The organism is Actinomycetospora sp. CA-084318 (genome assembly GCF_050955885.1).
Lineage (GTDB): Bacteria > Actinomycetota > Actinomycetes > Mycobacteriales > Pseudonocardiaceae > Actinomycetospora.
The window spans coordinates 1854690-1868141 of sequence record NZ_CP192098.1; the positions used below are offsets into that span (position 1 = coordinate 1854690).

14 protein-coding genes are annotated in these 13452 nt (G+C 72.8%); 1 reads left to right on the forward strand and 13 read right to left on the reverse strand.

What is annotated here, in order from left to right; translation table 11 throughout:
• Window position 1: 1 nt before the first annotated feature.
• From ACQPYX_RS09090 to ACQPYX_RS09150, 13 genes are all read right to left on the reverse strand, one after another.
• Window positions 2–850, reverse strand: a complete 849-nt coding sequence (locus ACQPYX_RS09090; protein ID WP_433802572.1) for an alpha/beta fold hydrolase — start codon at window positions 848–850, stop codon at window positions 2–4.
• Window positions 847–1515: an isochorismatase family protein gene (locus ACQPYX_RS09095; protein ID WP_433802573.1), complete on the reverse strand. Its 669-nt coding sequence runs from the start codon at window positions 1513–1515 to the stop codon at window positions 847–849. Before ACQPYX_RS09095 ends, ACQPYX_RS09090 begins: the two co-directional genes overlap by 4 nt.
• Window positions 1505–2161 (reverse strand): SRPBCC family protein, encoded by a 657-nt coding sequence (locus ACQPYX_RS09100; RefSeq protein ID WP_433802574.1) that lies wholly within the window; start codon window positions 2159–2161, stop codon window positions 1505–1507. The genes ACQPYX_RS09095 and ACQPYX_RS09100 overlap by 11 nt, the downstream gene beginning before the upstream one ends.
• On the reverse strand, window positions 2158–2643 hold the full coding sequence (locus ACQPYX_RS09105; RefSeq protein WP_433802575.1) for a (2Fe-2S)-binding protein: 486 nt from the start codon (window positions 2641–2643) through the stop codon (window positions 2158–2160). The genes ACQPYX_RS09100 and ACQPYX_RS09105 overlap by 4 nt, the downstream gene beginning before the upstream one ends.
• Window positions 2640–5030 (reverse strand): xanthine dehydrogenase family protein molybdopterin-binding subunit, encoded by a 2391-nt coding sequence (locus tag ACQPYX_RS09110; protein ID WP_433802576.1) that lies wholly within the window; start codon window positions 5028–5030, stop codon window positions 2640–2642. The genes ACQPYX_RS09105 and ACQPYX_RS09110 overlap by 4 nt, the downstream gene beginning before the upstream one ends.
• Window positions 5027–5902, reverse strand: a complete 876-nt coding sequence (locus tag ACQPYX_RS09115; protein ID WP_433802577.1) for an FAD binding domain-containing protein — start codon at window positions 5900–5902, stop codon at window positions 5027–5029. The genes ACQPYX_RS09110 and ACQPYX_RS09115 overlap by 4 nt, the downstream gene beginning before the upstream one ends.
• 86 nt (window positions 5903–5988) lie before the next feature.
• Window positions 5989–7389 (reverse strand): MFS transporter, encoded by a 1401-nt coding sequence (locus ACQPYX_RS09120; protein ID WP_433802578.1) that lies wholly within the window; start codon window positions 7387–7389, stop codon window positions 5989–5991.
• A 50-nt stretch (window positions 7390–7439) separates the two neighbouring features.
• Window positions 7440–8708: an FAD-dependent monooxygenase gene (locus ACQPYX_RS09125; RefSeq protein ID WP_433802579.1), complete on the reverse strand. Its 1269-nt coding sequence runs from the start codon at window positions 8706–8708 to the stop codon at window positions 7440–7442.
• A gap of 147 nt (window positions 8709–8855) precedes the next feature.
• A complete protein-coding gene (locus ACQPYX_RS09130) occupies window positions 8856–9389 on the reverse strand; it encodes a MarR family winged helix-turn-helix transcriptional regulator (protein ID WP_433802580.1) in 534 nt (177 codons plus the stop codon).
• A 71-nt stretch (window positions 9390–9460) separates the two neighbouring features.
• Window positions 9461–9859, reverse strand: coding sequence for a hypothetical protein (locus ACQPYX_RS09135; RefSeq protein ID WP_433802581.1), 399 nt, complete (start codon window positions 9857–9859; stop codon window positions 9461–9463).
• 75 nt (window positions 9860–9934) lie between these two features.
• A complete protein-coding gene (locus ACQPYX_RS09140) occupies window positions 9935–10177 on the reverse strand; it encodes a hypothetical protein (RefSeq protein ID WP_433802582.1) in 243 nt (80 codons plus the stop codon).
• Window positions 10178–10272: 95 nt separating this feature from the next.
• Window positions 10273–10692, reverse strand: a complete 420-nt coding sequence (locus ACQPYX_RS09145; protein ID WP_433802584.1) for a hypothetical protein — start codon at window positions 10690–10692, stop codon at window positions 10273–10275.
• A gap of 5 nt (window positions 10693–10697) precedes the next feature.
• Window positions 10698–11135: a hypothetical protein gene (locus ACQPYX_RS09150; RefSeq protein ID WP_433802585.1), complete on the reverse strand. Its 438-nt coding sequence runs from the start codon at window positions 11133–11135 to the stop codon at window positions 10698–10700.
• 211 nt (window positions 11136–11346) lie between these two features.
• On the opposite strand from ACQPYX_RS09150, the gene ACQPYX_RS09155 reads away from it, so the two are divergent.
• On the forward strand, window positions 11347–13452 hold the full coding sequence (locus ACQPYX_RS09155) for a hydantoinase/oxoprolinase family protein (protein ID WP_433802586.1): 2106 nt from the start codon (window positions 11347–11349) through the stop codon (window positions 13450–13452).

Here is a 13452-nt window from a genome sequence, read left to right on the forward strand (position 1 = left end):
GTCAGAGCAGGGACTGCAGGGCCCCGCGCGCCGCGGAGAGCGCGGCCGCGGGGTCGTCCCAGAACACCATGTGCCCGGTCCCCGGGACCTCGACGACGGACGCCCGTGGGTTCGCCTCCGCCGCCTCCTTCGCGCCGGCGGCGGTCACCACGGGGCTGTCACCGCCGTGGATCAGCACGGTCGGGGCGGGCACCGCGGGCCAGGTGGCGAAGAAGTCCTCGGACTCGAAGCCCGCGTGCGTCGCGATGACGGCGTCGCGCGAGATCGAGCTCATCCATCGGGCCCGCAGCTCCTGCTCGCGGCGGGGCCACCGCGGCCACGACCGCGCGACCTCGTCGGCGTCGGTGCCGCGACGGGCCTGGTCGAGCTGGCCGAGGAACGCCTCGAGCGTCGTCGGGTAGGGGCCGCGGCCCGGGCCGCTCATCGGCGGGTCGACGAGCACCGTGCCGCGCAGAGCCAGACGGGTGGCGGCGACGGCGGCGATCCGGGCGCCCATCGAGTGACCGAGCACGAGCGGGCGCTCGAGGCCGAGCCCGTCGATCACGGCGGCGACGTCCGCCGCGTAGGTGCCGAGGTCGTAGGCGTCGCCGGAGTCGGAGAGCCCCCGGCCGCGGACGTCGAGCACGAGCGGACGCACGAGGTCGGTGAGCTCGCGGGCGACGAAGTCCATCGCGATCGCCGGGCTCGTGATCCCCGGGACGATCAGCAGCGGCACCCCGTCGTCGGGCCCGTGGTCGAGGACGTGCAGCCGCACGTCCCCGGACCGGACCCAGCGGCTCACCGCTGCGGTGTCGGCGAGGTCGGCCAGCGCGGGCTGGGTCAGGACGCGCTGCGTGGCGGGTTCGGTCACCGGTCGGCCTTCCGAAAGGGGTCGTCGAGATAGGTCACGGCGTCGTCGAGGGTGACGACGTCGGCGTACTTCGCCTGCAGGTCGAACAGGGCGGCGTCGTGCGGTCCCCGCGCGCGGTCGCCGCAGGCCTCGGCGACGACGAGCGTGTCGAACCCGGACTGCACGGCGTCGACGGCGGTCGCGCGCACGCAGCCGGACGTCGTCGCGCCGCAGACGACGGCGGTGTCGACGCGCAGGCTCGTCAGGAGCGTCGCCAACGACGAGCCGTGGAACGCCGAGGCCCCCTTCTTGACGACGACGGGGTCGGTCGGCCGAGCGTCGAGGCGCGGGTCGAGGTCGACCGCTGCGCTGCCGTGGCGCAACGCGCGCATCCCCGGCGCCTTGCGCAGCCAGGCGACCGCGTCGCCGTCGGCCTCGGCGGGGGAGAAGCTGATGACGGTCCAGACGACCGGGACCCCGCCCGCGCGGGCGGCGGCGACCAGCCGCGACGTCGCCGCGACCTCGGCGGTCAGGTCCGATCCCGACGGGAACGCGGGCTCGGTGAAGCCGCGCGTCAGGTCGACGACGACCAGCGCGGGTCGGGGACCGCGGGGGACCGGGGCGCCGAACCCAGCGCGGTCGTAGACGGCGTCGGTCTCCTCGCCGTGCAGGGGCTCAGCGGTCACGGCGCAGCTCCTCGATGAGCATCCGCTGGCCGCGCAGTCGCCCGAGCAGGTAGCCCTGGACGACGCCGACCACGGCAGCGCCGGCGAGCGCGGCCCACCGTCCGGCGTTCGGCGGCAGCAGCATGGCGAGCCCGTCGAGCGAATCGCCCGACGACGAGGCGGCGGCGGGCTGCGGCGTCGCACGCTCCGGGGTAGCCGTAGCGCCGTCGGCCAGCTCACCGGCGAGGTTGCGGGCGAACTGGTCGAGCAGGCGGCTCGAGACCGTCGTGATCGCGCCCTTCCCGAACTGCGCGATCTTGCCCCGGACGAGCAGGTCGGTGTGCAGGTCGAGGGTCGAGCCGCCGTCGGCCTCCGCCACCGAGAGCACGACGTCGGCCTCCGCGTCACCCGCCCCGTGCGCGTCGCTGGCCCGCGCCGACAGACGCAGCGTGCGCTGATCGGGCACGACCTCCGTGAACCGCAGCGTGCCCGCGTACGCGGCGCTGATCGGGCCGACCTTGACCTTCACGCGCCCGCGGTAGGCGTCGCCGTCGCGGCCCTCGAGCGTCGCACCGGGCAGGCAGCCCGCGACCCGCTCGACGTCGTTGAGCAGGGCGAAGACGTCGTCCGGCGCGGCCGGCACGGCGAGGTGGTTGTCCAGGATCACGCGGTGGTCTCCCGTCGGGACGTCGCCGTCGCGTGCACCGCGTCGACGATGGTCTGGTAGCCGGTGCAGCGGCAGAGGTTCGCCGAGAGCGCCTCGCGGATCTCCTCGCGACCGGCGTCGGGCGACTCGGCGAGCACCCCCTCGGCCAGCATCAGGAACCCGGGGGTGCAGAAGCCGCACTGCAGGCCGTGGTGGTCGGAGAACGACTGCTGCAGGTCCGAGAGCCGGCCTCCGTCGTCCAGCGACTCCACCGTGCGCACCTCGGCACCCTCGGCCTGCACGGCGAACATCAGGCAGGCGCGCACCGGGGCGTCGTCGACGAGCACCGTGCACGCCCCGCACACGCCGTGCTCGCAGCCGACGTGGGTGCCGGTCAGGCGCAGTTCGTGGCGCAGGACGTCGGCCAGCGTCCGGCGCGGCTCGACGACGACCTCCTCCTCGGTCCCGTTGACCGTCAGCGACAGCAGATGCGGATCGTTCACAGCCCGCCCTCCAGAGCACTCAGCACGGTCCGGGGATGGATCGGGGTGGTGTCGAGCTCGACGCCGGTGTGGCGCAGCGCGTCGTTGACGGCGTTGAGCACCGCGGCGGGGGCGCCGATCGTGCCGCCCTCGCCGGCGCCCTTCGCCCCGTTCTCGGTGAACGCGCACGGGGTCTCGAGGTGGGAGATCGACACGTCGGGGATCTCGGTCGCGGTGGGCACGAGGTAGTCGATGAACGACGCCGCCGACGGCTCGCCGTGCTCGTCGTAGGTGACCTCCTCGAACAGGGCCCCGGCGATACCCTGTGCGATCCCGCCGCGGCACTGCCCGTCGACGACCTGCGGGTGGATCACCACCCCGCAGTCCTCGACGCACACGTAGCGCAGGATGCGGATCGCGCCGGTGCCCCGGTCCGCCTCGACGACCACGGCGTGCGTGGCGTTCGAGAACGTGCCGTCGCCGGGGACGTCGAAGCTCGCCGTCGCGGTCAGGGCGGGTTCGACGTCCTTGGGCAGCAGGTGGCTGCGCAGGTAGGCGACGTCGGCGATCTCCTCGTAGGTCAGGCGCCGCGACGGGTCGTCGAGCTGGACCACTCCGCCGTCGCCGTCCATCGCGACGTTCTCCGGCCTGGTCTCGAGCAGGTGCGCGGCGATCCGGCACAGCAGCTCGCCGAGCCGCTCCGATGCCAGCGCGACCGCCGAGCCGCCGATCGTCACCGACCGCGACGCGAACGTCCCCCAGCCGTAGGCGATGCGCTCGGTGTCGCCCTGGCGCAGCTTGACGCGGTCGACGTCGATGCCGAGGCAGTCGGCGACGATCTGCGCGAACGTCGTCTCGTGGGACTGGCCGTGGTTCATCGTGCCGCTGGTGACGACCACCGCGCCGGTGGTGTCCATCCGGATCTCGGAGAGGTCGAAGCCGGGGACGACGGTCATCTTCCGCTTGGCGAACGCCTCGGATCCGTAGCCGGTGCGCTCGGAGAAGCAGCAGAAGCCGATGCCGATCGCGCGGTCGTCGGACGCGCGGACGTCGTACCAGCCCTCGTCCCGGATCGTCGCCTCCGCGAGGTCGAGCGACTCGCGGTAGGTCCCCGGGTCGTAGGTGACGGCGTTGACGCCGGTGTACGGGAACTCGGTGATGACGTTGCGCCGGCGGACCTCGACCGGGTCGAGGTCCAGCGCCCGCGCGGCCTTCTCCATGACCCGCTCGATCGCCATCACGTACTGCGGGCGGCTCACCCCGCGGTAGGGGGCGGTCGGGGCCTTGTTGCTGGTCAGCGCCCGGCCACGCACGCGGTAGGCGGGGACGCGGTAGACGCTCGGCATCTCCGCGGACGCCATCAGCGGCTCGATGCCCGCGGTGAAGGGGTAGCAGGAGTAGGCGCCCATGTCGCAGACGACGTCGACGTCGAGCGCGGTGATGTGCCCGTGGGCGTCGAACGCGGCGCGGGCGCGGTAGGTCTGCTCGCGGGCCAGGAATCCCGCGGTGAGCGCCTCGCGACGGTCCTCGATCCACTTCACGGGGCGGTGCAGCCGCCGCGCGACGGCCGCCACCGCGACCTCCTCGCGGCCCACCACGCACTTCTGGCCGAAGCCGCCGCCCATGTCGGGAACGGTGACGCGGACGGTGCGCTCGGGGACGTCGAGGCAGCGCGCGACGAGCGTGCGGACCTGGTGGGGGACCTGGGTGCAGGTCTGGACGAGCAGCTGGTCGTCGCGCGCGTCCCACGACGCGACAACTCCGCGCGTCTCGAGCGGGAGCGCGTTCTGCCGGCCGCTGTGCGTGGTGACCTCGACGGTCACGTGGGCATGAGCGAACGCCTCGTCGACGCCCGGCGTGTCGAACATCGACACGTCGAGCAGCACGTTGTCCGGGGCCTCGTCGTGGACCCGGGCGGTCGCGCGCAGCGCGGTCTCCTCGTCGACGATCGCGTCGAGGGTCTCGTACTCGACCACGGCGGCCTCGATGCCGTCCTCGACGGCGTAGGGGTCGCGTGCGATGACGATCGCCAGCGGCTCGCCGACGAACCGGACCTTGTCCTTGGCGAGGATCGGCATCGCCGTCGGGGTGAACTCCTCGGCGGGCCGGTCGAGCAGGGCGACGATGTCGCCGAGCGCGAGGTCGGCGGCGTCGTAGGCGGCGACGACGCCCCCGACCGCGCGGGTGGCGGCCAGGTCGATCGTCGTGACGTGCGCGTGCGCGACGGTCGCGCGCACGAAGCCGGCGTGCAGCATCCCGGTCAGGGCGATGTCGTCGACGAAGCGGCCGCGCCCGGTGAGCAGGCGGGGGTCCTCGTGGCGGGGGATCGAGGCGCCGACCCAGCGGCCCCGCCGTCCTTCGAACCGCGGCTCGGGCGTGCGGACCTCGGGCACGTCGGTGGCGGTCATCGGCGGCCCCCGGCAGCGTCCCGGCAGGCGTCCGCGACGAGCGTGCGCGTCAGCCGCCGTCGGTAGGCGGCGGTGGTGGCGGCGTCGTCCGGAGGATCGACCGCGGCAGCGGCCGCGTCGGCGACGGCGGACCAGAGCGCGTCCCCGACCTCGCCACCGGAGGCGAGCACCGCCTCCGCCTCGGGCACCCGCACGGGGGCGGGCGCGACGCCGCCCAGCACGACCCGCCCGCCGGTCACGGACCCGCCGTCGAGATCGAGGGCGACCGCGGCGTCGACGATCGCGAAGTCGCCGTGCCGGCGGGCGAACTCGGTCAGCGCGGCGTGCGGGGCGGGACGGGTGAAGCGCACCTCGACCACGACCTCGTCGGGATCGACGGCCGTGGCGTAGAAGCCGTGGAAGAGCTCGCCGGCGGGGATCTCGCGGCGCCCGGACGGGCCCTCGGCGACGACGACGGCGTCGAGCAGCAGCGCGAGCAGGCACCACTCGGCGGTCGCGTCGCCGTGCACGAGGCTCCCGGCCACCGTCCCGCGGCTGCGGATGGGCAGGTGCCCGACCCAGCGCATCGCGCGGGCGAGGACGGCGAAGCCGGCCGGCAGCGCGGCGGCCTCGACGGCGTGGTGGGTGACGAGGGCGCCGAGCGTGAGGTGGTCGCCGTCGGCGCGGATCGTCGTCATGGACGGCATCCGGCGCAGCGGACCGAGGTCGACGAGCGCGGAGGGGCGGGCGAGGCGGAAGGTCATCATCGGCATGAGGCTCTGTCCGCCCGCGATGACCTTGGGGTCGCCGCCCGCCGCGGCGAGGTCGGTGAGCAGGCCGACGGCGTCGGCGACGTCGTGCGCGCGGTGGTAGGTGAACGCGGCGGGCTTCACGTCGCGGGCCTCCTGTGCTGGTGCGTGGTGGGGATCCGGCGAGGGGCACCGTCGGCCGACGGTGCCCCTCGCGCGGAACTCGCTGGTCAGGCGCGCGTGCGCTCCGGGTCGGCCGCGGCCGCCTCGTCCGGGACGTCCGTGGTGATCCGGTCGAGCTCGCGGCCCGCCGTCTCCGGCGCGCCCATCCACATGAAGATCACGGCCCCGACGACGAGCACGCCGAGCAGGGTGAACGTCAGCGGCAGGCCCAGCACCGGCCAGAGCACGCTGCCGAACAGCAGCGGGGCGAAGCCGGTGATCGCGCGGCTCGACGACGACGCCCAGCCGAAGCCCGAGGCGCGCAGCTCGGTCGGGTAGAGCTCCGAGACGTAGGCGTACATGACCGGGATGACGATCAGCGCGAACATGCCGAAGGCGCCGATGGCGACGACCGCGAGGGTCGGTGTGCCCAGCAGGAGCGAGAACGCCACCAGGGTCGCGGAGGCCAGCGGGCCGGCGATCGCGATGACGCGCTTGCGGCCGTAGCGGTCGACCACGAGCACCGAGATGGCGACACCGACGATGCCGAGCGCGTTCATCAGCGTGGTCGAGGCGAACGCGGCGATCTCGCCGAAGCCCTGCGCCCGCAGGATCGAGGGCATCCAGCTCAGGGCGGCGTAGTAGACGAGCATGACGGCGATGAACAGCGACCAGGCGACGCCGGTGATCGTCGGGTTGAAGGCCCAGACGCGGCGCAACTGGTCGACGGCGGCGGCCGCGGCGCCACCGCGCTTGTCCTCGGCGACAGGGGCCGGGATGACGTAGGGCTCGGGGGTGGCGCCGGTCCGGGTCACCATGTCGTCGATGACCAGGCGGGCCTCGGCCTCGCGACCCATGCGGGAGAGGTAGAGCGGCGACTCCGGCACCCCGCGGCGGACCCAGAACAGCAGGAGCGCCGGGAGGATCATCAGGACGAGCATCCAGCGCCAGTTGCCGTCGACGGGGACGAGCAGCGTCGCCGACACGCCGGCGAGCGTGGCGCCGATCGGCCACCATCCGTCCATGGCGGCGAGCACGCGACCGCGGTGCTTCTTCGGCGAGAACTCGCTGACGATCGCGTAGTCGACCGGGATGCAGCCGCCGAGGCCGACGCCGGCGAGGAAGCGCAGCAGCAGGAAGACCGCGATGTTCGGCGAGAGGGCGCCCAGCACCGAGAACAGCGCGAAGATCAGCAGGGTGATGCTGAAGGCCTTCTTGCGCCCGATGCGGTCGGCGACCGTGCCCCAGGCGACGGCGCCGACGGCCATGCCGATGAGGTTGGCGGTGGCGACGAGTCCGCGCTGGGCCGGCGAGAGCCCGAACTCGGTGCCGATCAGCGGGGTGAGGAACCCGTTGAGGGCGACGTCCCACGCGTCGAACATGTAGCCGAGGCCGCCGATGAGGAAGATCTTTCCTTGGACGCCCCAGCGCCAGGGGAGGTCCTGGACGATCTGGTCTCCGGTGCGCATCGAGTTCGCTCCCGTCGCGGGTGGTGTGGGGGGATCGGTCGGTCCGCGCATCAGCGGGCGAACTGGTAGTGGATGGACTCGCTGTCGTGGTCCCGCAGCGGGCTGCCGTTCCACAGCCAGTCGTACGAGACGTCGGACTCGCCGTCGAAGCGGCGCAGCTTCTCGTCGCGCTCGCGCTGCTCGGGGCCGTCGGGCAGGTGGTAGAAGGCCATGTTCTGCAGCGAGGCGTCCTGGACCATGCCGGCGTGCTTGGCGCGGCGGTCGACGTAGCGCACGAGCGCGCCGTCGATGTCGTCGCGGATCACGCGGCCGAGCTCCTCGGCGAGCACCGCGGCGTCCTCCATCGACTGGGAGGCGCCCTGTGCCTGGTAGGGGAGCATCGCGTGGCAGGCGTCGCCGAGCAGCGCGACCCGGCCGTCGACCCACACCGGGTCGCGGCGGCGCCGGTACATCGCCCACAGCGAGACGTCCTCGGGCTTCGCCTTCGAGAGCACCGTCGGCACCCGGTCGTCCCAGTCCGCGAAGTCCGCGGCGAGCTGCTCGGGGGTGGCGGGTCCGCTCCAGTCGGCGGCGATGGTGTCGGTGCACGGCACGATCGCGACGACGTTGAGGTACTGGCCGCCGCGGATCACGTAATGCACGAGGTGCTTGTCCGGGCCGTACCAGATCGTCGAGTGGTAGCGGTCCAAGAGGAAGCGGGTTGCCGGGTCCGCGGCGACGAGCTCGCCGGGGATCAGCGCGCGGTAGGCCATCTCGCCGGAGAAGACGAGCGAGTCGTCGAAGCCCGCGAGGTCGCGGACCGCGGAGCGGATCCCGTCGGCGCCGACCAGCACGTCGCCGGTGAAGCGGCGGCCGTCCTCGGCGACCGCGACGGGCCGCGTCGGGTCGGTGCGGTCGAGTTCGACGACCTTCGCGGCCGTGTGGAGCGTGACGACCGGGCCGGGGCCCTCGGGGTCGGTGCAGGCGTCCAGCAGGACCCGGTGCAGGTCGGCGCGGTGGTAGTGCCAGTACGGGGCGCCGTACTGGTCGATGACCCGCTGCCCCAGGGGGAGCTGCGCGATGATGCTGCCGTCGGCCCACCGGCGGCGGACCTGGTCCTCCGGCTGGGTGCGGATCGCCTCGAGCTGGGCGCGCAGCCCGAGCCCGATGAGGATGCGGCTGGCGTTCGGCGCGGTCTGGATGCCGGCGCCGATCTCGCCGAGCTCGGGCGCCGCCTCGACGACGGTGACCCGCAGGCCGCGCTGGCGCAGCGACAGCGCCGCGCAGAGGCCGCCCAGACCTCCTCCGACGATGGTGACCTCGAACGACTGGCTCGCCATCTGGCCGCCCTCCCGGTGTGGTGTTGCCTCGACCGGGTAAATCCGAACACGTACTATCCGAGTACGCAATACCCTGCTGTGTCCCGAGACACGGACGTAACAGATCGCCGGCGCGAGCGGGTCAGGGCGGTGGCGCCGTCCCGGCGGCTAGAGCTCGCCGCGCTCCGCGACCTGCTCCCACTGCTGCCCGAGGTCGTTGAGCAGGGCGGCGAGGTGCGGCCGCTGCTCGTCGGGGCAGCCGGCGAGCAGGGCCTCGTCGAGGGCCCGGGTCCGCCGGAAGGTCTCGTTCAGGGCCTCGACGCCCTCGTCGGTGAGGACGAGGACCTTGGCGCGGGCGTCGTGGGGTGCGGGCGCCCGGGAGATGAGCCCGCGGCGCTCGAGGCGCCGGCAGACGTCGGCCATCGTGGAGGTGTCCAGGGCCGCCGCGCCGGCCAGCGCCGTCTGGTCGGCGTCCGGGTAGGCCCGCACCGCGGAGAGCACGGCGAACTGCGGCCCGGTGATGACCGCGTCGACGTGACGGTTCCAGGCCGCGAGGTAGGCCTGGTAGAGGCGGCGGGCGCCGAATCCGGGAGCGGCCACGATGTCGGGCGGCGGCTCGACCCGGGCACGGCGTCGCGCGCTCGCGCGGTGCTCGTCGTGCGGCTCGTCGCCCGTGACCACCGGCCCGGTCCTCGACGCCACCACGCTCACCCCGTCCCTCGCGTCATGACCCCTCGGACCAGATGGTACGTGCTCGGAACGAGCGGGACCGGTCAGCGGTCGCTGCCGGCGCGCGCCCCGGCGACGGCCGTCCGCACCGGCACCCCGCTCACCGTCCGAGGCCGGGGAATCGGATCGGGAGAGGCGTTCACGACGACGAGTCCGTCGACCGCCGGGTGCTGGGCGTAGCGCCGGAGCCGCGCCGTCAGGGCGTCGTCGAGCCCGGACAGTGCCGGCACCACCCCGAGCGACGCCTCGACGCGCGGGAAGGGCTCGGCGACCAGCAGGGGGAGGAGCTCCCCGCCGCCCACCGCGTAGTCCCGCACGATCACCAGCCCGGCGCCCAGGAGCACCGCCGCGAGGGCCGCCACGACCGCCCCGTGGTCGAGGTGCGGGAAGGCCGTGCCCTCCACGAGCTCGACGACCCGGTGGGCCAGCAGTTCGACGTGCACCCGCGCCTCCGGTCAGCCTCCCGACGGGACCCGTTGATGATGCTGCACGGAGGGGTGACACACGAGCCCCAGGCGTCACACGGTCATCGCCTCCGCCGGCGCAGAAGGCTCGGGGACGACGGGTGGCGGAGTGGTCGCGTGGCGAACGGCCCAGGCGAGGACGTAGTCCGCGATCTCCTCCCATCCCGGCGCCGCGGGCAGCAGATGGGGCATCCCGCCGAACTCGACGACGTCGGTGATCGTCGATGCGGCCTCGTAGTGCGCGGCGTTCGACCACTGGACCTTCGGCGGCATGATGTGGTCGCGGCTGCCGGCCACGAACAGCAGCGGCGCCCGGTTCTCGTGGTCACGTAGCCGCCGTCATGAGGTCGGCGAGTAAGACGCCCGCGTGGCGAGGTGGCGGCGTGTGCACGTCAGCCGGCTGCCACGGCGTCTGCAGTGGAGGGCGGCACGAACGGCGCCAGCTCGATCGCGCCAGAACCGTCCCGTGCCGAGAACCGCATCGCGATGGCCCCATCAGCGTCGTCCGCCCGCGGATGGAGCCCGCGGTCTCCCGGCCACGTCCGAGTCAGGAACTGGGCCACCTCGTCCTGGACCTCGCCGAGGAGCTGCTCGGCCGCCGCCGCGGTGAGCACGGCGCCCGGGGCCGGCATCGGCAGCTCGTAGGAGACCGCGATACGGAGGGGGGCCCCGTCCCGACGGACGATCAGCGACAGCTCGCGTCCCATTGCCACCAGTTCGTGCTCGGCGGGCAGCAGCGGCGTCAGCTGTGTCGCCAGATGGCGCCCGAAGGAAGCCATCCACGTCTCGTGCCACGACTGCTGGTCTGCCATCGCTGCTACCTCGGAGTGATCCGACAACGGTTGTACGCGGCAACGTACGTCGTGTTCGTGGCCGGCGAGTAGTGGGTGGCCTGCAAGGTGTAGACGTCGCCCCACGACCACTGCGGTCCGCGGACCTGGTCGATCATCCGCAGAGCCGTATGGAGGTTGTCGTCCTTGACGATCATGTTCGGCGAGCTCGTCGCGCGCCCGTTGACGAGGTGGTTCCACGTGTAGATGCCGGGTCGGGCCTCGATGTCGTTGATGAACCACCACATCGTCAGGACCGAGAACGTCCCGAGGCTGTCGTCGGGACGGAGGTCGATCTCGACCCGGCCGGCCTCCTCGCGGTGGACGTAGTTGATGCACGGTGGGATGGCCTCCCCGCTCGCGCTGCTCGGCGCGGAGAACGTTGCCGCGATCGTCAACACGAGGACCCAGATGCGCTTCAGCACGATTGACCTCCGACCAGAGTTGTCCGTCGTGGGTTCAGAGGCAGGTGGAGCTCTCCTGGATCCACGAACCACTCCATCGGACGAGCGGCCGACAGTCCGTCAGGCGGGCTCCGCGCTTCGCCCTTGACGAACCATCGCTCCTGTCAGATAGTCGACACGACCGTCAAAGTCGTGGCGCGGGTCACGAGCGAGTTCAACGAGGAGCAGGCGCATGGCCTACGTGATCGGCGTGGACGTGGGCGGGACCTTCACCGACGCGGTGCTGGATGACGACTCCGGCTCGGTCATCGCCGCGAAGGCCCCGTCGACGCCCCCGGACTACTCGCAGGGCGTGCTCGACGTCCTGGAGCTGCTGGCCGAGCAGCTGGGGCGGTCGCTGGAGGAGATGCTGGCCGAGACCCACCACATCGCCCACGGCACCACCTCGAGCCTGAACGCGCTGGTGCAGCGCAAGGTCCCCGACGTCGGGTTCCTGACCACCAAGGGCCACCGCGACTCGATCTTCATCATGAATGTCGAGGGCCGCTACCTCGGCCGATCCCCGCACGAGCTGCAGCACGTGCTGGCGCAGGACAAGGACCACTACCTGCTGCCCAAGCGGCACGCCCTCGAGGTCACCGAGCGCATCGACCGCGACGGCAACGTCATCGTCGCCCTCGACGAGGACGAGGTCCGTACCCGGGTCAACGCCCTCAAAGCCGACGGCATCCAGGCCATCGCCGTCTCCCTGCTCTGGGCCTTCCGCAACCCGACCCACGAGCGGCGCATCCGCGAGATCGTCGCCGAGATCGACCCCGACATCTACGTCGCGCTCTCGAGCGAGGTCAGCCCCCGCATCCGCGAGTTCGCCCGCAACTCCACGACGATCATGTCGACGCAGGTCGGGCCTGGTCTGCGCGACTACCTCGCGACCCTCGAGTCGAGCCTCAAGCAGAAGGGCCTCGGCGGCCCGCTGCTCGTCATGCAGTCCAACGGGGGAGCGGTCGCCGCGAGCGAGGCCCCGCAGCAGGCCATCTCCACCGTCGGCTCCGTCCTCACCGGCGGCGTGATCGGCTCCGTGCAGCTCGGCCAGCGCCTCGGCCACCGCAACATCATCTCCACCGACGTCGGCGGCACCACGTTCCTCGTCGGGCTGATCGTCGACGGCGAGCCCGAGCGCGACACCACGACCGTCATCAACCACCACCCGATCAACGTCCCCACGCTCAAGGTCCACGCCATCGGCTCCGGCGGCGGCGCGATCGCGTGGGTCGACGCCGGCGGCAACCTCCGCATCGGCCCGCACAGCGCGCAGGCCGTCCCCGGCCCCGCCTGCTACGACCAGGGCGGCACCGAGCCCACCAACACCGACGCCAACCTCGTCCTCGGCATCCTCCCGACGACGGGTCTGCTCGGCGGTCGCAAGGCGCTGAACCTGGAGAAGGCGCGGGAGGCCATCAAGGCGAAGGTCGCCGACCCGCTCGGCCTCTCCGTCGAGGACGCCGCGGCCGCCATCCACGCCGCGCAGAACGCCCAGACCGGCGACCTGCTGCGCAAGAGCGTCGTCGAGGCCGGGCACGACCCGCGCGAGTTCGTCCTCTACGCCTTCGGCGGCTCCGGCCCCGCGTTCTGTGCGAAGTACGCGACGCACCTCGGCGTGAACGAGGTCGTGGTCCCGCTCGGCCCGGTCGCCTCGGCGTTCTCCGCCTACGGCCTCGCCGCGTCCGACATCGCGCTCGCCCAGGAGCTCTCCGACCCTGCCCAGCTCCCCGTCGACGCCGTGCGCGCCGAGAAGAACTTCGCGCTCCTCGAGGACCAGGTCCGCCAGGGTCTCGACCGGCAGGGCCTGAAGTTCGACCGCGTCGAGATCGTCCGCGAGATCGACATGCGCTATGCCATGCAGCTGGCCGAGGTCACGGTCCCGGTCGCCGACGGGCCCGTCGACACCGGTGCCCTGCAGGACGCGGCGAACCGGTTCGAGCAGCGCTACGCCGAGCTCTACGGCAAGGGCACCGGCTTCTCCGCCGCCGGCATCCAGGCCATCACCTACCGCGTGCGCGGCCGCGGTGTCCTCCCGTTCAGCCCCGAGCTCCCGCCGCTCGACCGAGCAGACGGACCCGCGCCGTCGTCGGGAACGAGGCCCGTCTACCTCGAGATCGGTCAGGGCTTCGTCGACACCCCGATCTACGACTACACCGCGCTGCGCGCCGGCCACGTGATCGCCGGACCCGCCGTCATCGAGGTCCCGACGACGACCGTGGTCGTCCCCGACGGCCGCACCGGCACCGTCGACGAGCTCGGCAACCTCCACATCCGCCGCACCGAGAACGGAGCCTGA